This is a genomic window from Streptomyces sp. NPDC048383 (genome assembly GCF_040651775.1).
GTDB lineage: Bacteria > Actinomycetota > Actinomycetes > Streptomycetales > Streptomycetaceae > Streptomyces.
In genome coordinates this window covers 65,477-82,540 of sequence record NZ_JBEZKS010000038.1, presented here as the reverse complement: position 1 = coordinate 82,540, position 17,064 = coordinate 65,477, and the positions used below count along the sequence as shown (strand labels likewise).

Annotated in this window: 13 protein-coding genes and 1 tRNA gene; 12 read left to right on the top strand and 2 right to left on the bottom strand. The window is 72.8% G+C overall.

Annotated elements, in window-relative coordinates; all coding sequences use genetic code 11:
* Positions 1-157: 157 nt before the first annotated feature.
* A complete protein-coding gene (murA, locus tag AB0D46_RS24580) occupies positions 158-1,501 on the bottom strand; it encodes a UDP-N-acetylglucosamine 1-carboxyvinyltransferase (protein WP_362880443.1) in 1,344 nt (447 codons plus the stop codon).
* Positions 1,502-1,764: 263 nt separating this feature from the next.
* On the opposite strand from murA, the gene AB0D46_RS24575 reads away from it, so the two are divergent.
* The 12 genes from AB0D46_RS24575 to AB0D46_RS24520 all read left to right on the top strand — a co-directional run bounded on the left by AB0D46_RS24575 (position 1,765) and on the right by AB0D46_RS24520 (position 16,772).
* Positions 1,765-2,325 (top strand): YqgE/AlgH family protein, encoded by a 561-nt coding sequence (locus AB0D46_RS24575; protein WP_281211014.1) that lies wholly within the window; start codon positions 1,765-1,767, stop codon positions 2,323-2,325.
* A gap of 28 nt (positions 2,326-2,353) precedes the next feature.
* Positions 2,354-2,638, top strand: coding sequence for a DUF3039 domain-containing protein (locus tag AB0D46_RS24570; protein ID WP_281211013.1), 285 nt, complete (start codon positions 2,354-2,356; stop codon positions 2,636-2,638).
* A 160-nt stretch (positions 2,639-2,798) separates the two neighbouring features.
* Positions 2,799-4,490 (top strand): beta-N-acetylhexosaminidase, encoded by a 1,692-nt coding sequence (locus AB0D46_RS24565; protein WP_362880441.1) that lies wholly within the window; start codon positions 2,799-2,801, stop codon positions 4,488-4,490.
* A 326-nt stretch (positions 4,491-4,816) separates the two neighbouring features.
* Positions 4,817-5,737 (top strand): FAD binding domain-containing protein, encoded by a 921-nt coding sequence (locus AB0D46_RS24560; protein ID WP_362880439.1) that lies wholly within the window; start codon positions 4,817-4,819, stop codon positions 5,735-5,737.
* Complete coding sequence (locus AB0D46_RS24555; RefSeq protein ID WP_362880437.1) at positions 5,734-7,905, top strand: 2Fe-2S iron-sulfur cluster-binding protein; 2,172 nt, start codon at positions 5,734-5,736, stop codon at positions 7,903-7,905. The genes AB0D46_RS24560 and AB0D46_RS24555 overlap by 4 nt, the downstream gene beginning before the upstream one ends.
* A 110-nt stretch (positions 7,906-8,015) precedes the next feature.
* Positions 8,016-10,268, top strand: coding sequence for a xanthine dehydrogenase family protein molybdopterin-binding subunit (locus AB0D46_RS24550; RefSeq protein ID WP_362880449.1), 2,253 nt, complete (start codon positions 8,016-8,018; stop codon positions 10,266-10,268).
* Positions 10,269-10,385: 117 nt separating this feature from the next.
* Entirely contained in the window at positions 10,386-10,901 is a 516-nt protein-coding gene (locus AB0D46_RS24545) for a hypothetical protein (protein WP_362880436.1), read from the top strand.
* Positions 10,901-12,274, top strand: coding sequence for a hypothetical protein (locus AB0D46_RS24540; protein ID WP_362880435.1), 1,374 nt, complete (start codon positions 10,901-10,903; stop codon positions 12,272-12,274). The genes AB0D46_RS24545 and AB0D46_RS24540 overlap by 1 nt, the downstream gene beginning before the upstream one ends.
* A 20-nt stretch (positions 12,275-12,294) precedes the next feature.
* A complete protein-coding gene (gene mycP, locus AB0D46_RS24535; RefSeq protein WP_362880433.1) occupies positions 12,295-13,482 on the top strand; it encodes a type VII secretion-associated serine protease mycosin in 1,188 nt (395 codons plus the stop codon).
* 32 nt (positions 13,483-13,514) lie between these two features.
* On the top strand, positions 13,515-13,925 hold the full coding sequence (locus tag AB0D46_RS24530; RefSeq protein ID WP_362880431.1) for a hypothetical protein: 411 nt from the start codon (positions 13,515-13,517) through the stop codon (positions 13,923-13,925).
* 7 nt (positions 13,926-13,932) lie between these two features.
* Positions 13,933-16,227, top strand: coding sequence for a DUF6571 family protein (locus tag AB0D46_RS24525; protein WP_362880429.1), 2,295 nt, complete (start codon positions 13,933-13,935; stop codon positions 16,225-16,227).
* Between the two features lie 170 nt (positions 16,228-16,397).
* Complete coding sequence (locus AB0D46_RS24520; RefSeq protein ID WP_362880428.1) at positions 16,398-16,772, top strand: hypothetical protein; 375 nt, start codon at positions 16,398-16,400, stop codon at positions 16,770-16,772.
* 68 nt (positions 16,773-16,840) lie between these two features.
* Here the strand turns inward: AB0D46_RS24520 and AB0D46_RS24515 are convergent.
* Positions 16,841-16,912 (bottom strand) — tRNA-Cys (locus AB0D46_RS24515).
* Between the last annotated feature and the right edge of the window lie 152 nt (positions 16,913-17,064).

Genomic DNA, 17,064 nt, shown 5'->3' with positions numbered 1-17,064 from the left:
CCCGCGAAGACGAGGGGAGGATACGACTCGAGGTCCGCGACGACAGCGCGCAGTGCCTCGGCATCGGGGTACGAAGGCTGCTGCGCCGCGGCGCGGGGGTGGCCGCCCTTCGGCCTTTCCGGGGCCCCGTGGGGCCCCGGACGGGATCAGGCGGGGATCAGACCAGGTCGCCGTTCGGCAGTTCGACCTTCGCGCCCAGCTCGACGAGCTTCTCCATGAAGTTCTCGTAGCCGCGGTTGATCAGGTCGATGCCGTGGACGCGCGAGGTGCCCTCGGCCGCCAGCGCCGCGATCAGGTACGAGAACCCGCCGCGCAGGTCGGGGATGACCAGGTCGGCGCCCTGGAGCTTCGTGGGGCCGGACACGACCGCCGAGTGCAGGAAGTTGCGCTGGCCGAAACGGCACGCGCTGCCGCCCAGGCACTCCCGGTACAGCTGGATGTGAGCACCCATCTGGTTCAGCGCCGAGGTGAAACCGAGGCGGGACTCGTAGACCGTCTCGTGGACGATCGACAGGCCCGAGGCCTGGGTCAGGGCGACGACCAGCGGCTGCTGCCAGTCCGTCTGGAAGCCCGGGTGGACGTCCGTCTCCAGGTGAATGGCCTTCAGCGGGCCGCCCGGGTGCCAGAAGCGGATGCCCTCGTCGTCGATCTCGAACGCGCCACCGACCCGGCGGAACGTGTTGAGGAAGGTCATCATCGAGCGCTGCTGCGCCCCGCGGACGTAGATGTTGCCGCCGGTCGCCAGGGCCGCGGAGGCCCACGAGGCGGCCTCCAGGCGGTCCGGGAGCGCCTTGTGGTTGTAGCCGCTGAGGCGGTCGACGCCGGTGATGCGGATGGTCCGGTCGGTGTCGACGGAGATGATCGCGCCCATCTTCTGCAGGACGCAGATGAGGTCTTCGATCTCCGGCTCGACGGCGGCGTTGCTGAGCTCGGTGACGCCCTCGGCCAGTACGGCCGTCAGCAGCACCTGCTCGGTCGAGCCGACCGACGGGTAGGGCAGGCGGATCTTGCATCCGCGAAGGCGCTGTGGGGCCTCCAGGTACTGACCGCCCTCGCGCTTCTCGATGGTCGCGCCGAACTGGCGGAGCACGTCGAAGTGGAAGTCGATCGGCCGGCCGCCGATGTCGCAGCCGCCCAGGCCCGGGATGAAGGCGTGGCCGAGGCGGTGCAGCAGCGGGCCGCAGAAGAGGATCGGGATCCGGGAGGAACCCGCGTGCGCGTCGATGTCGGCGACGTTCGCGCTCTCTACGTGGGTCGGGTCGAGCACCAGCTCGCCCGGCTCCTCGCCGGGGCGCACGGTCACGCCGTGCAGCTGCAGGAGCCCGCGCACGACCCGGACGTCACGGATGTCGGGGACGTTGCGCAGACGGCTGGGTTCGCTGCCGAGGAGTGCGGCGACCATGGCCTTCGGCACGAGGTTCTTCGCGCCGCGGACACGGATCTCGCCCTCGAGCGGGGTTCCGCCGTGAACAAGCAGTACATCGTCGCTGATGCCGGTCATGGATCTCGCGTTCCGGAGAGGGATGGGCAGGGGATCAGTGGCAAGGGTAAGGGGCACCACCCCCTTGTTCGCATGGCTGACGCGGCCGTAGGACTGTCATGAACCCGGTACGGCACCCTGTGTGCGCGGCAAGTAGCGGAGCGTTCACTTCCGGGGGATTTCGCCGCGCGCGCTCCTCGCTGCCGCCGTGCGCCCTGAGCTGCGCACGATCCGATACCGCCGTCCGCTCCCCCTGAAGGGCGATTGTGCGGGATCATGTCCGCATGACCGAGGTGTCCTCCCTCACAGGGCGGTTGCTCGTGGCCACCCCAGCCCTCGCGGACCCGAACTTCGACCGCGCGGTCGTCCTGCTGCTCGACCACGACGAGCAGGGCTCCCTCGGCGTCGTCCTCAACCGGCCCACCCCGGTGGACGTACGGGACATCCTGCTGCCGTGGGCGCCGCTCGCCGGAGACCCCGGGGTGGTGTTCCAGGGCGGGCCGGTGGCGCTCGACTCGGCCCTGGGGGTCGCCGTGATCCCGGGCGAGGAGGGGCCGCTCGGGTGGCGCCGGGTGCACGGCGCGATCGGCCTCGTCGACCTGGAGGCGCCGCCCGAACTGTTGGCGGCGGCCCTGGGGGGCCTGCGCATCTTCGCCGGTTACTCCGGATGGGGCCCCGGTCAGCTGGAGGTCGAGCTGGGCGACGGGGCCTGGTACGTCGTGGACTCCGAGCCGGGCGACGTCTCCTTCCCCGACCCCGAACGGCTGTGGCGGGCGGTGCTGCGCCGCCAGCGCAGCGACCTCGCGATGGTCGCCACCTATCTGGACGACCCGTCGCTGAACTGAGCCCGGTGGCGTTCAGTACCCTGGCTTTATGAGCACTCTTGAGCCCGATCGCGGGACTGGTACGGGGACCCTCGTAGAGCCGACGCCGCAGGTCTCCCACGGCGACGGCGACCACGAGCGCTTCGCCCACTACGTCCAGAAGGACAAGATCATGGAGAGCGCGCTCGGGGGCACCCCCGTCGTCGCGCTCTGCGGCAAGGTCTGGGTCCCGGGCCGCGACCCGAAGAAGTACCCGGTCTGCCCCATGTGCAAGGAGATCTACGAGTCCATGGGCGCCGGCGGCGACAAGGACAAGGGCGGCAAGGACAAGTAGGAAGGTCCTCGACCCCTCCGCCGAAGGTCCCCGTGTGCGCGGATGCGCGCCGGGGGCCTTTTGTGTGCCCGTGACGGGGGTTAGTGTCGGCGCGACGAGCATCCTGCGGAACGTGCGTTGCGCAGGATGCAACACGCTGGCTGTGGCGAAGGGCTGACGCATGGACCTGATCCCCGCACCCCGGAACGCGGTTCCCGACGGGGACGGACGGAGGTACGCCTTCGGCCCCCGGCCGGCCCTCGTCGTCGGACCCGGCGCCGAGGGCGTCGCGAGGTGGCTGCGCCGCGAACTCGGGGCGGCCACCGGGTGGGAGCTGCCGGACGCCGACCCCGGCGCACGGGGCGACGTACGCCTGACCGTGGACCCGCAGCGCGCGGGCGGGGCCGGACCGGAGGCGTACCGGCTGGACATCGGGGCGGACGGCGTCGAGCTGACCGGAGCCTCGGCCGCCGGCCTGTTCTGGGGCGCGCAGACGCTGCGTCAGCTGCTCGGGCCCGACGCGTACCGCCGGGCGCCGCTGCCCGACCGGACCTGGAGCCTGCCGTACGCCGCGATCGACGACGCCCCGCGCTTCGGCTGGCGCGGGATGATGCTGGACATCGCCCGGCACTTCCTCCCCAAGGACGGGGTGCTGCGCTACATCGACCTGCTCGTCGCGCACAAGCTCAACGTGCTGCACCTGCACCTGACGGACGACCAGGGCTGGCGCGTCGAGATCAAGCGCCGGCCGAAGCTCACGGAGACCGGCGCCTGGCGCTCCCGCAGCCGTCTGGGGCACCGGGCCTCACCGCTGTGGAACGAGACGCCCCACGGCGGCTTCCTCAGCCAGGACGACATCCGCGAGATCGTCGCCTACGCCGCCGAACGGCACGTGCGGGTGGTGCCCGAGATCGACCTGCCTGGCCACTCCCAGGCCGCCATCGCCGCCTACCCGGAGCTCGGGAACGCCGACGTGGTGGACACCGCCGCGCTGGAGGTGTGGGACGACTGGGGCATCTCGGAGAACGTGCTCGCGCCGACCGAGGCCGTACTGCGGTTCTACGAAGGCGTCTTCGAGGAGCTGCTGGAGCTGTTCCCGGCCCAGGTGTCCCCGTTCGTCCACGTGGGCGGCGACGAGTGCCCCAAGGTCCAGTGGAAGGCCTCCCCGGCGGCGCAGGCGCGGATCGCGGAGCTCGGCGTGGACGGGGAGGACGGCCTCCAGTCCTGGTTCATCCGGCACTTCGACCGCTGGCTCGCCGCGCGCGGCCGGCGCCTCGTCGGCTGGGACGAGATCCTGGAAGACGGCGCCGGCGCCGACCCGCGGGCCGCCGGGTCCGGCGAGGGGCTGAGCGCCGTGGGCCTGGGCAAGGGCGCCGTCGTGTCGTCCTGGCGGGGCTACGCGGGCGGCGTGGCCGCCGCCGAGGCCGGGCACGACGTGGTGATGTGCCCGGAGCAGCAGGTGTACCTGGACCACCGTCAGGCCGGCGGTCCGGACGAGCCGATGCCCATCGGATACGTGCGTTCCCTGGCGGACGTGTACCGCTTCGAGCCGGTGCCGCCGAAGCTGTCGCCGGAGGCCGCCGCGCACGTGCTGGGCGCGCAGGCCAACGTGTGGAGTGAGGTGATGGAAAATCAGAGCCGCGTCGACTACCAGGTGTTCCCGAGGCTGGCGGCCTTCGCCGAGGTGGTGTGGTCGACGCTGCCCGAACCGGAATCCCGGGACCACGTCGGGTTCGAGGCGCGGATGGTGGCCCACTACGCGCGGCTCGACGCGCTCGGCGTGGACTACCGGCCTCCGGGCGGCCCACTGCCGTGGCAGCGCCGGCCGGGGGTGCTCGGCCGGCCGATCGAGGGGGAGCCTCCGATCGTGTGACCCGGGCGGGTGCCGGCGCCACGACGGCCGACGGCCGGAAGCGGAACTCTTCGGAAACCTTTGGAACTCTCTCCCGAATAAGGCTGATACGGGGAAAAACGGGCGCCCGGGCGCGTGGTCGTACGGCCACCCGCCCGGGCGCCCTCGCGGTGGTCGGGCCGGCGTCGCGGTGCGCGGTCGGGTTCGGGTCGTGCGGCACCCGGGAGACCCTCGCGCCGGGTGCTCCGGAAGATGTGCCAGAGTTGCCACCTCCCGGCGGTGAGGACGTACCGTACGGCGGACAGGCGTGAGCGCCGGGACCGGGACATCGGGAAGGGGCAGCTGGGTTGACCACGCACGCACCGCACGCATCGCATGCGGCTCAGGAGCCGCAACCTCCGCATGCGGACCGGGCGTCGCAGTCCGTGACGCTGCCGACCTCGCTCGACGAGGCCGTGGCGGCACTCACCGCCATGCCCGCGGCCGTACCCGTGGCCGGTGGCACCGACCTCATGGCCGCCGTCAACGCCGGCCTGCTGCGGCCCGCCGCGCTGGTGGGCCTCGGCCGCATCAACGAGATCCGCGGCTGGCAGTACCAGGACGGACACGCGCTGCTCGGCGCCGGCCTGACGCACGCCCGCATGGGCCGGCCCGACTTCGCCGCCCTGATCCCGGCGCTCGCCGCGGCCGCCCGCGCCGCCGGCCCGCCGCAGATCCGCAACGCGGGCACCCTCGGCGGGAACATCGCCACGGCCGCCCCGACCGGTGACGCCCTCCCGGTGCTGGCCGCGCTGGAAGCGATGCTGATCATCGTCGGACCCGGCGGATCGCAGCGCGAGATCCCCGTCTCCCACCTGCTGGCCGGCCGCGAGATGCTCCGGCCCGGCGAACTGATCGGCTTCGTACGGGTGCCCCTGCTGCACGCGCCGCAGGTGTTCCTGAAGGCCACCGGGCGCACCGGACCGGGACGGGCCCTGGCCTCCGTCGGGCTCGTGCTCGACCCCGCGCGCCGGGGCGTGCGCTGCGCCGTCGGCGCGGTCGCCCCGATGCCGCTGCGGCCGCTGGAGGCCGAGCGGTGGGTGGCCTCGCTGATCGACTGGGACGGGGAACGGACCCTGGCCCCCGAGGCGCTGGAGGCCTTCGGCGAGTACGTCGCGGCCGCCTGTGTGCCCGACCAGGGGGAACCGGTGTCCTCCGGAGTACTGCATCTGCGGCGGACGGTGGCCGTGCTGGCGCGCAGGGCCCTGGGGAGGGCACTGACCTCATGAGTGAGAACGAGAACGTGAGCGGATCGACCGGGAACGCGGGCAACTCGGACAACAGGGGCAACCCGGGCGGCACCGACTGGGGTTGGGAGCCGGTGCCGCACGGCGGCGAGTTCGACTCCGAGGCCACCGCCTTCGTGAAGCTGCCGCAACACATGCTGGACGCGCTCGACAGCGGCGAGCCCCTCGCCGCGCCCGGACACGGGTACGTGCCGCCGCCGATGATCGTGCCCCTCGGCTCGGCCAGCGCCGACCCGACGGCCACGGGCACCTGGACGATGCCGTTCCAGTGGCCGGAGGCCGGGGCGGGCAACGGGGGCGGGTCGGGCGCCGACGCGGCCCCCGACCGCGGACCGATCCCCGCGTCGATCCCGCTGCCGCCCTCCGTGGCCGCCGCCTACGGCGACACCGGCCCGACGGAGCCCGGACACGACCCGGACCCCTCCGCGACGGCCGAGTGGCAGTTCCCCGACGCGGCGCAGCAGTCCGACGGGTCCGTGAGCACCGGGCAGTGGACGTTGCCGACGGGCGGCGCGGGAGCGCCGGAACTTTCCGGCGGGAACGGGGAGTTCTCGCCGTATGCGGAGTTCTCGGAGTTCTCGGACTACTCCAACCCTTCGGATGCTTCGGGCTCTTCGGGCTCTTCGGGCTCTTCCGACTTCTCGGACTTCTCGGCCTTCGGGGACGCTCCGGACCCAGCGGGTTCCGCCGGCGCGGAGGGCTACGCGGGTAGGGACGGTTACGCGAGCGCGGACGGCTACCGGGGAACCGGCGAGTTCCCGGCCGCCGGGCAGGACGGATACCCGGCGGAATACCGGGGCGGGTACGCCGGGGGCTACCAGGACGACGGTCGGACGGACACGTTCGGCGGCGCCGCCCCCTGGGCGGGCGCGGACGGCGGGGACCCGGACCCCGCCGGGGCGCTGACCGGCGGGATGCTGACCGCCGGGGTGTTGCCCGGTTCGGTCGGGGCCGGCGAGGACGGCGACCGGCGGGCCGATGGGACCGGGGCGGGAGCCGCCGGGCGTGGCCCGAGGGTGTTGGGCGGCCCCGGTGTGGGCACCCCGCTTCCGGAGCCGCTGCCCGAGCCCGGCCCGCAGCCGGAGCCCCTGCTGCACGCCGGCCCCGACATCGACGCCGACCACGGCCCGGCGCGGACGCCGGTCGAGGAGGAGCGGCCCCGTCCGGTGGACGCCGGGGCCACGGGCCCCGGGGACACCCACGGACACGGATTCGCGGCCGTGCCGCCCACACCGGCCGAAGCGGGGGACCCGCCCGCGCCGGGTGAGGACACCCCCGACAGCGACCAGGCACCCCCGGCCGGGGACGACGCCGAGCGGTTCCCGGTGCAGGGGGCGACGTACGAGGAGGAGCCGAGCCCGGCGGTCGCGCAGCACGAGCACCCGGCGGCCTCCTACGTCCTGCGCGTCAACGGCGCCGATCGGCCCGTCACCGGCGCCTGGATCGGCGAGTCCCTGCTCTACGTGCTGCGCGAGCGCCTCGGCCTGGCGGGCGCCAAGGACGGCTGCTCGCAGGGTGAGTGCGGGGCCTGCGCGGTGCAGGTCGACGGCCGGCTCGTCGCCTCCTGCCTGGTGCCGGCCGCGACGGCCGCCGGGAGCGAGGTCCGCACCGTGGAGGGGCTGGCCACGGACGGGGAACTGTCGGACGTGCAGCAGGCGTTGTGCAGGTCGGGCGCGGTGCAGTGCGGGTTCTGCGTTCCGGGCATGGCCATGACGATCCACGACCTGCTGGAGGGCAACCACGCCCCCAGCGACCTGGAGACCCGGCAGGCGCTGTGCGGCAACCTGTGCCGCTGCTCCGGCTACAAGGGCGTCATCGAGGCGGTCCGCGAGGTCGTCGCGGAGCGCGGGGCGCCGGGTACGGGCGCGGGTGCGACGGACGACGAGGCGCAGGCGAGCGGTGCGGCGGCGGCCGGTGCCGCCGCCGGCGCGGGCGGTGAGCCGCGGATTCCGCACCAGGCGCTGCCCGGTGAGGGCGGGGTCCAGGGGGATCCCGGTCATCCCGGTCATCCCGGTCACTCCGGTCTTCCCGGAGGCGCGGGCGACCCGGGCGACCCGGGCGACCACGGCGACTTCGGGAACCCCGGCCATCCCGGGAACCTCGGCAACCCCGGCAACCCCGGGTTCCAGCACAACGGAGGCATGGCGTGAGCGGGCACGACGGCGCCACGGCGACGACCACGGCCGCGACGACGGCCACCACCTCCGTCACGACGGTCACCGCCGCCGGGGACGGCGACCAGCCGCGCACCCCGCGCGGAATCGGCGCCTCCGTCCCGTCGGCGGACGCCCGGCCCAAGACCGAGGGCACCTTCCCGTACGCCGCCGACCTGTGGGCCGAGGGGCTCCTGTGGGCCGCCGTGCTGCGCTCCCCGCACGCCCACGCCCGGATCCTGTCCGTCGACACCTCGGCCGCCGCCGAGATGCCCGGCGTGCGCGCCGTCATCACCCACCTCGACGTCCCCGGCGCGGGCACGCACGGCCGCCGCATCGCCGACCGGCCCGTGTTCGCCCACGACGTGGTGCGCCACCACGGCGAGCCCATCGCAGCCGTCGCCGCCGACCACCCCGACACGGCCCGCCTCGCGGCCGCCGCCATCGCGGTCGAGTACGAGCTCCTCGACCCCGTCACCGACCCCGAGCAGTCCTTCGGCGCCGCCCCGCTCCACCCGGACGGCAACCTGATCCGACACATCCCGCTGCGCTACGGCGACCCCGAGGCGACCGGCGAGATCGTCGTCGAGGGCCTGTACCGGATCGGCCGCCAGGATCCCGCGCCCATCGGCGCGGAGGCCGGCCTCGCGGTGCCGCGGCCCGACGGGGGCGTGGAGATCTACACCGCCTCCACCGACCCGCACACCGACCGCGACCTCGCCGCCGCCTGCTTCGGGCTGGAGCCGGACCGGGTGCGGGTCGTCGTCACGGGCGTGCCCGGAGCGACGTCCGACCGCGAGGACCCCGCCTTCCAGCTCCCGCTGGGCCTGCTCGCCCTGCGCACCGGTTGCCCGGTGAAACTGGCCGCCACCCGCGAGGAGTCCTTCCTCGGCCACGCCCACCGCCACCCGACGCTGCTGCGCTACCGCCACCACGCGGACGCCGAGGGCCGGCTGGTCAAGGTCGAGGCGCAGATCCTGATGGACGCCGGCGCCTACGCCGACGCCTCCTCCGAGTCGCTGGCCGCGGCCGTGGCGTTCGCCTGCGGCCCGTACGTCGTCCCGCACGCCTTCGTCGAGGGCTGGGCGGTCCGTACGAACAACCCGCCCTCGGGCCACGTGCGCGGTGAGGGCGCGATGCAGGTCTGCGCCGCGTACGAGGGCCAGATGGACAAGCTGGCCGCCGCGCTCGGCATCGACGGCGCCGAACTGCGCATGCGCAACGTCATGGCCACCGGCGACATCCTGCCCACCGGCCAGACCGTGACCTGCCCGGCGCCCGTGGCGGAACTGCTGAGTTCCGTACGGGACTACCCGCTGCCCTCCCTCCCCAAGGACACCCCGGAGGAGGAATGGCTGCTGCCGGGCGGCCCCGAGGGCGCGGGCGAGCCCGGGGCGGTGCGGCGCGGGGTCGGGTACGGCCTCGGCATGGTCCACATGCTCGGCGCCGAGGGCGCCGACGAGGTCTCGACGGCCACGGTGAAGGTGGTCGGCGGCACCGCCACCGTCATCTGCGCGGCCGTCGACACCGGGCAGGGCTTCGCGACGCTGGCCCGCCAGATCGTCCAGGAGGTGCTCGGCGTCGACGAGGTGGCGATGGCCCCCGTCGACACCGACCAGCCGCCGGCCGGCCCGTCGGCGCACGGCCGCCACACGTGGGTGTCGGGCGGCGCGGTGGAACGCGCGGCGAAGATGGTCCGCACCCAGCTGCTGCAACCCATGGCGCACAAGCTCGGCATGTCGACCGAGCTGCTCCAGATCGCGGACGGCCGGATCACGTCGTACGACGGCGCGTTCTCGATGTCCGTACCGGAGGCGATAGAGGGCAAGGAGCTCTGGGCGACCGCCCAGTGCCGCCCGCATCCGACGGAGCCGCTGGACGCGGACGGGCAGGGCGACGCGTTCGTCGGCCTCGCGTTCTGCGCGATCCGCGCGGTCGTCGACGTGGACATCGAGCTCGGCTCGGTCCGGGTCGTGGAACTGGCCGTGGCCCAGGACGTCGGCTGCGTCCTCAACCCGCGCCAACTGGAGGCCCGGATCGAAGCGGGCGTCACCCAGGGCGTGGGCGCCGCCCTGACGGAGAACCTCCGCTCGGTCGCCGGCCTCGTACGCCACCCCGACCTGACCGGCTACGCCCTGCCGACGTCGCTGGACGCGCCGACGGTGCGCATCGTCAAGCTGGTCGAGGAACGCGACGTGGTGGCCCCGTTCGGCGCGAAGGCGGCGAGCGCGGTCCCGGTGGTGACCACGCCGGCGGCGATCGCCTCGGCGGTCCGGGCGGCGACGGGCCGGCCGGTGAACCGGATCCCGATCCGGCCGTCGGCGGCGGTGGCGGCGCCGGTGACCACGACCAACTCCTGATCCGGCGCGCCGCGTTGCGGTGCCGACCCGGGCTAGAGTGCTCACCTTGAGTGCGCGAACGTGCGCGGGGTGTGACGGGAGGCCGGTGTGGCGGCGGTGTCAGGGTTATCCGGGGGCGTGGCCGGCGCGGGCGTGGCCGCGGGCGTGGCCGACGCGCTGACGCGGCAGGCCGGGGCCCTGGAGGTCGAGTACGCGTCGATGACCGGCTACAAGAGGCTGGTGGACGCCCTCCTGGCGAAGCTCGACGGCTCCGCGGCCGACGACGGCGCACTCGCCCACGGCGCCCTCCCGACGGGCACGCTGGGCACGGGCTTCGCGGAGGCCGACGCCCTCCTCCGCGCGTACGGGGCCGTCCACGGCGAACTCCGCGGCCTCTCCCGCGGCCTGGCGGCGCAGATCGAGGCCTTGGGCATCGCGATCCTCACGGCGGGCAAGGGCTACGGGGACGTGGACGAGGACACGCGCCGGCGGATGCGGGCGATCGTCGGGCAGGCGAAGCGGGACTACGTCCCGGACCGCGATCCGCGGGCCCGTGAGGAGGCGGCGCAGGCGGCGCGGGCCGAGCGGGCCGAGCAGGCCGCCGCCGAGGGGGCCGGGCGGGCCGGGGCGAGCGCGGCCGGGGGCGGCCTCTGATGGCCACGGACTTCGAGGGCCGGACCCACGCGCAACTCCTGGCCATGATCGCCACCCTGGACCCCGAGACGGTCACGGCGCGTGCCGCGCACCTGTCGAACGCGGCGGCGGCGATCGAGGAGATCGGCGAAAGCCTCAAGGGGCACCGGGTCGGGGGCTGGGAGGGCGAAGCCGCCCACGCCTTCCAGGACTGGGTGAGCCGCGCCGGCAACGCCACGCTCCGGCTGTCCGCATACAGCGCCGAGGCCGGCAAGTGGCTGACGGAAGCCGCCCAAACGATGATCGAGGTCCGCGCGAACACCCCGCCGTACGACACCGCCGCCGCGGCCGACCTCCGCTCGGCCCGCGACCACCACAACGACCCCGACGCCCATGAGGCGGCCCGCACGGCCCACACCAAACTCACCGCCGACCACGACCGGGCGGTCCAACAACTCACCAAGCTGGCCCAGTCGTACGAGACATCGACGACGCAACTCCAGCGAGCCGAAATCCCGACGTTCCCACCGCCCCCGGGGGTTTTCGAGCCGAGGCGCATCTCCGAGGACGTTCCACGCGGCCGTGCGGGCGGCGACGCGGAGGGACGGGCCGGTTCGAGTGTGCTGTCCCACGTGGCGTCCGGCGTCGGCGCCACCTCTCCTGCAAGCCGACCCCAGTGGTTGCCCACGATCCGGCCGCAGCGTGAGGAGGACCCCTCCTCTCCGGCAGCGGGACCACTGTCGGCGTCTTCCGTCCGGGACCGTGATGCGCAGGTGCACCTCGACCACGTGGCGGTGTTGCCGGATCGGACGGTGCCTCCGGCGGCCGGAGTGCCTGGGGGAGTGGCCGCCACCGGCCCGGCCGTGGGCGGGAGCTTCGTTCCGGTTCTGCCTCCCGGTCCCTCAGCGGGCGCCGTATCGCCCGCCCCGGGGGTCGGTCGTCCACTCCACACGAGGCCTTCGGCCGGCCCCGGCCCCGTGGCCCCGTTCGTCGGCGGAAGCGCGTCCCTCCCTCCGCCGAACAACGGCATTGTCGGAGGCAGGCCGGTGGCCCCCCAGGGTCCCCCCGCAGGTCTTCCGCACGGGACGGTGATCGGGACGGGAGCCCCGCCCCCGACGGGTCGCGGCACGGGCGGCGCCGGGGTGGGCGGAGTCGTCGCCGGACGGCAGCCTTCTGCGGCGGGGAGCCAACCCTTCACCCAAGGTGGCTCAGGCCTCGTGCGCAACGAGATGGGCCCGGGCGGAGTTGGTGGGGTGATGGGCCCAACCGGAGCGGGTGCCGGGACAGCGGGAGGACGACGTGACGGTCAACGGGGAGGCCGCCCCGACTACCTGGTCGAGGACGAAAAAGCCTGGCAGGGCAACCGTCGCGTTGTCCCTCCGGTGATCGACTGAGCGGAACGGACCTCGCACGGATGCGCACGCGGAACGCGACCTCGGCTTTGGTGGGTCTGCTGCTGGCCGGGGTCGCGGCGACCCCGGCCCACGCGCAGACGATCAGGGAGCAGCAATGGCACCTCGATGCCATGAAAGTGGACGATATCTGGAAGCTCAGCACGGGTGAGGGAATCACCGTCGCCGTCATCGACACCGGCGTCGGAAGAATTCCAGAACTCGAAGGGCAGGTGGTTTCCGGAAGGGATTTCGCCGCCGGGCAGAAGAGCTACACGGGCGACGAGCGCGACGACTACGACGAGCACGGCACCACCATGGCCGCCGTGATCGCCGGTTCCGGACAGCACCCGAGCGGCGACGGAGCCTTCGGGCTCGCGCCCGGGGCAAAGATTCTTCCGATCCGAGTTCCCCACGAGCTCAACGGGACAAGCCCTTTGTGGACCGCCGCGATTCGGTACGCGGCTGATTCCCCGGCGAAGATCATCAACATTTCCATGGCCACGGCCAAGGACGATCCCGGCCGGGCGGAAGCTGTGAAGTACGCCCTCTCCAAAGGCAAGCTGCTCTTTGCCGGGGTCGGCAACGACGGGGACACCACGAACGAGATCCGCTACCCGGCCGCCACGCCCGGTGTGGTGGGGGTGGCGGCCGTGGACGCGGAAGGTGCGGCGACCAAGGAATCGCAGCATGGTCGACAGGTCGATTTGTCGGCCCCCGGCACGGAGATCGTCACGGGCTGCGCCAAGGAGACCGGGCTCTGCACCAGCCACGGCACTAGCGACGCCTCCGCCCTCGCCTCCGCCTCCGCCGCGCTGGTCTGGGCCGCGCACCCCGGATGGACCAACCACCAGGTGCTCCGCGTCCTGCTGAACACCGCCGGGAAGCCCGTGGACGGCGTCGAGCGGAACGACTACGTCGGCTACGGCGTCGTGCGACCCCGGGTCGCGGTGCCCGCGCCCGGGGACCCCGGGCCGGCGGACGTGTACCCGCTGCCCGACCTGGCCGCAGCCGAGGCCAGGGGCGCGACCGTGACCGCGTCCGCGACCACCCCGGCGGCCGGCAAGGCGTCGCGCGCCGCCGCATCCGTACCCCGAACCGGCGGCGACACCGGCGGCGGACCCCCCTGGCTCCCGCTCGGGATCGGGGCCTGCCTCCTCATCGGCGGGGCCGTCGCGGCCGTCGTCGTACGCCGTACCCACCACCGCTGATCAGAGCCGGACCCGACCCAGGAGTTCACGCGATGTCGTTCGACGAGGAATGGTCCGCCGCCCGTGCCACGGCCGCGACCAACGTCTCCCTCCGGCTCAACCAGGCGTCGCCGCCCGGCGGCGCGGACCTGGCGCTCGACCAGGACCACATCGGCGCCGTCGGCTCCGAGGCGCACCGCCTCCACGCGCGCCTCCAGGCCGACGGCAAGCACGCCGCCACCGCGACCGCCGAAGCGGCCGGCGCGCTGACGCGCGAGGGCTTCGCGAGCGGCGCGGCCCTGAGCAAGGTGGGTACGCGCTGGGAGAGCCAGCTGAAGACCCTCGTCGCCGCGTGCGCCCAGATCTCCAACGGCCTGAACTACTCGCTCTCCTCGCACGGCAAGGACGAGCAACAGCTCTACGCCGCCTTCACCACGTCCAAGATCGACGAGTACCTCAAGTAGGCGGGCCGTGTTGACGTACGAGAACGTGCTGAACGCGCCGCTGGACCAGCTCCGGACGGCCGCCGGCGACTGGCGGGCGATGGCGGCCAAGCTCGACGAGCTGGCCGAGGTCGCCCGCAACGGCATGAAGGCGAAGTCCGACAGGGCCGAGTGGAGCGGGGTGACGGCCGGCGTGGCCCGACCGTTCGTCGCAAAGACCGCCAAGGAGTTCGAGGACGCCGCCAAGGAGGCCAAGGGCGTCCACCTGGTCCTCGCCGACGCCCACACCACCTTCAAGCTCGCCCGCGACCAGCTGAGGAAGATCGCCGAGGACGCTCCGGCGGCCGGGTTCCGGATCGACGCGGGCGGCCGGGTCCTCGTCCTGCCGCTCCCGACGGAGGCGGACCGCAACGCGGCCCGGCACGACCCCGACTTCCAGGAGTTGCTCCGTACGAACCGGCAACTGTGGCAGCAGCGGGTCGACCGGGCGGTCGAGGACGCGCAGGACGCGGACGATTCGCTGGTCCGCGCGCTGCGGGCCAACGTCGCGGAGGACCACAACTTCAGCGGTCCGAAGTTCACGACCCTGGACGCGGAACAGTCCGCCCGCGCCGCCGGCCTGATGAGGACGGTCACCGGCGAAGGCGGAACGGGCCGCAACGTCGCGGCGCTGCGCGAACTGGAGGACCTGCTCGACGACAACCGGACGGATCCCGAGTTCGCGACGTCCTTCTACCGCTCGGTCGGCCCCGAGGACACGTTGGAGATGTACGCGAAGATGTCGCTGGACGCGACGGGCCTGGGCCCCGCGGGCCGGGACCGCCAGCTGATGGTCGCGAACATCCAGAGCGACATGGGCGCCATGCTCGGTCTGGCCACGCACAAGGACGTCCCGCACCACCTGGACGCCGCCTGGACACGGCAGCTGATGCGGGCCGGCCACAAGGAACTGGACGTCACAGGCGTCGCCGGGCTCAACGCGCGCGTCTTCGGCTACCAGGCGCTGGGCTCGCTGCTGCGGGAGGGGAAGTATGACAAGGAGTTCCTGGTGTCGGTCGGACGCGACATGGTCGCGATGGACCGCAAGGACCCCAAGGGGTGGGAGTACGGGGCTCCGTACGACATGGGCATGGCGCTCAACCACGGCACGGAGGGCGGCAAGGGCTTCTACCCGCTCACGGGGCTGATGGAGGCCCTCGGCAACAACCCCGAGGCGGCCACGGCCTTCTTCAACGAGCCCGTCCGCGAGGACAGCAACCGCGACGGCATCGTCACGACGGCGGACAGGGTGGTCACGGGCCAGCACGGCAAGGCGCAGGGCATGGTCGACTACATGCTCGACAAGCCTCCGGGCGCGGACGGTTTCGACATCACACGGACCGGCGGCCTGCACGCGGGACAGCAGGCGGTGGGCGACGCGCTCATGGCCGCCGTCTCCCACCGGACCCCGGGCGACGACGACTCCCCGCCGGTCCCGCACACCAAGGAGATGGCGGCCGTCATGGAACGGATCGTCGAGAAGATCGGCGACAAGCCGGAACTGGTGGCGGCCGACCCGGGCAAGCCGGACGGCCCGTTGAAGGGCCTGTCCGGCCACTTCGGGCAGATGGCGGCGGAGTACATGCCGGACATCCAGGCGTCGGCGGAGAACGGCAGCCGGATGATCAAGGCGAACGGAGAGATGGCGGAGTTCGACAAGTCGGCCATGGCGAGCTTCGTCGGCGCCGTGGGCCAGGACCCGGACGCCTACGGCGCGATGACCAACGCGCAGCGGGCGTTCACGACGACCTTGGTGAACGACGTGATCGTCCACCGGAGCGAGTACGAGGAACTCGACGCGGGGATCAAGAGCGCGGTCCACCCGGGCGGCCAGATCGCGGGCATCCTCTCCCAGGCCCGCGCCGAGGGCGTCTTCGCCGAGAGCGCGCACAAGCAGGAGGAGTACGTGCAGGGCGTGGAGAACAACGCGAAGTGGATCGAACGCGGCATTGACGCGGCGGGCGGCAAGTACTTGGAGATGGTGCCGCTGGCGGGGGATGCGGTGACGTGGCTCAAGGAGGATGTGACGGATAGCGTGGTCAAGGGGGCGGAGAAGGACCAGGCCAAGAAGACCGATGAGGTGAATGGGCAGGCCGCGATCGACTACACGAGGGCACAGACCGCAGCAGGTGTCTCTGCGGCAGCGGCTGTGCGCCATGCCTCGGAGGGGACCGGGATGAATCAGCGGTCGATCGATGCCCTCGCGGGTGTGGCGTCGACTGAAACAGCCAATGCCCACGCCGTCGGACGGGGCCACGTGGCCACAGCGAGTGGTGGATCCTGATGCGGATCACCCGGCTTCGGCTTGCTTGTGCTGTTGGCCTCTTGGCCGCAGGGCTAATGGGCTGCTCCAACTCGAAGGAGAGGGCTGCGGCACCGCAATTGCAGGAGCGTAGCTGTTTCGGCCTCTTTACCCGGGCAGACCTTGAGCCCCTGTTGGGTAACGGCGAGACAGTGAAGGAGACCTCGCCGGTCGATGTCCGGCTGACCTCGGTCCGCCGCGCGGCGACCTGCAACATCGACGTCGACGGCGAAGGACGGGTGCTTGTCACGGCTACGCGCCAGCCCTTGGGACAGAGCTTCTTCTGGCACCCCGACAAGAATCAGCCTGCCCCCGACCCGCTGCCGCTCGGTGACAAGGGGATCGTGGGGGACACGGACGCGTGGGTCGCCCTCACCTGTGACGGGCCCACCGATGGCTTCGAGCTGGAGCTCGGGATCAGTGCGTCCGTGGAGCACATTGAGCCGGGGACCTCGCGGGCACTGTTCGCCCGGCTGATGGCGAAGTATCTGGCGGCCGCCCGGGAACAGACCCGGTGCGGGCAGTAGGGGCGACGGACCCCCGGACGTGCTGAAGGCCGTCCAGGGGACCTCCCGCCTCTGGACGGCCTTCGCAGAAGCCGTGACCGGAATCGAACCGGCGTAACTCGCTTTGCAGGCGAGTCCCTCAACCACTCGGGCACACGGCTGTGGGGTGTTGCTTGGTGTTGCTTGGTGCTGGTCATGACCGTACGGGGAGGTCTCGCCGGTGCGGAAGGCCGATCGGGGGGACGCAATACGACTGCCACGCCCCGTTCATGGTCCTAGGTCGGCGGGCCGAGTCGGGATGGGACTATTTGAC

Excerpts from the sequence above, each read along its gene's own strand:
- AB0D46_RS24530 (WP_362880431.1), top strand. The coding sequence starts at position 13,515 with ATGTCGTTCGACGAGGAATGGTCCGCCGCCCGTGCCACGGCCGCGACC.
- AB0D46_RS24540 (WP_362880435.1), top strand. The coding sequence starts at position 10,901 with ATGGCCACGGACTTCGAGGGCCGGACCCACGCGCAACTCCTGGCCATG.
- AB0D46_RS24575 (WP_281211014.1), top strand. The coding sequence starts at position 1,765 with ATGACCGAGGTGTCCTCCCTCACAGGGCGGTTGCTCGTGGCCACCCCA.
- AB0D46_RS24570 (WP_281211013.1), top strand. The coding sequence starts at position 2,354 with ATGAGCACTCTTGAGCCCGATCGCGGGACTGGTACGGGGACCCTCGTA.
- mycP (WP_362880433.1), top strand. The coding sequence starts at position 12,295 with ATGCGCACGCGGAACGCGACCTCGGCTTTGGTGGGTCTGCTGCTGGCC.
- AB0D46_RS24555 (WP_362880437.1), top strand. The coding sequence starts at position 5,734 with ATGAGTGAGAACGAGAACGTGAGCGGATCGACCGGGAACGCGGGCAAC.
- AB0D46_RS24565 (WP_362880441.1), top strand. The coding sequence starts at position 2,799 with ATGGACCTGATCCCCGCACCCCGGAACGCGGTTCCCGACGGGGACGGA.
- murA (WP_362880443.1), bottom strand. The coding sequence starts at position 1,501 with ATGACCGGCATCAGCGACGATGTACTGCTTGTTCACGGCGGAACCCCG.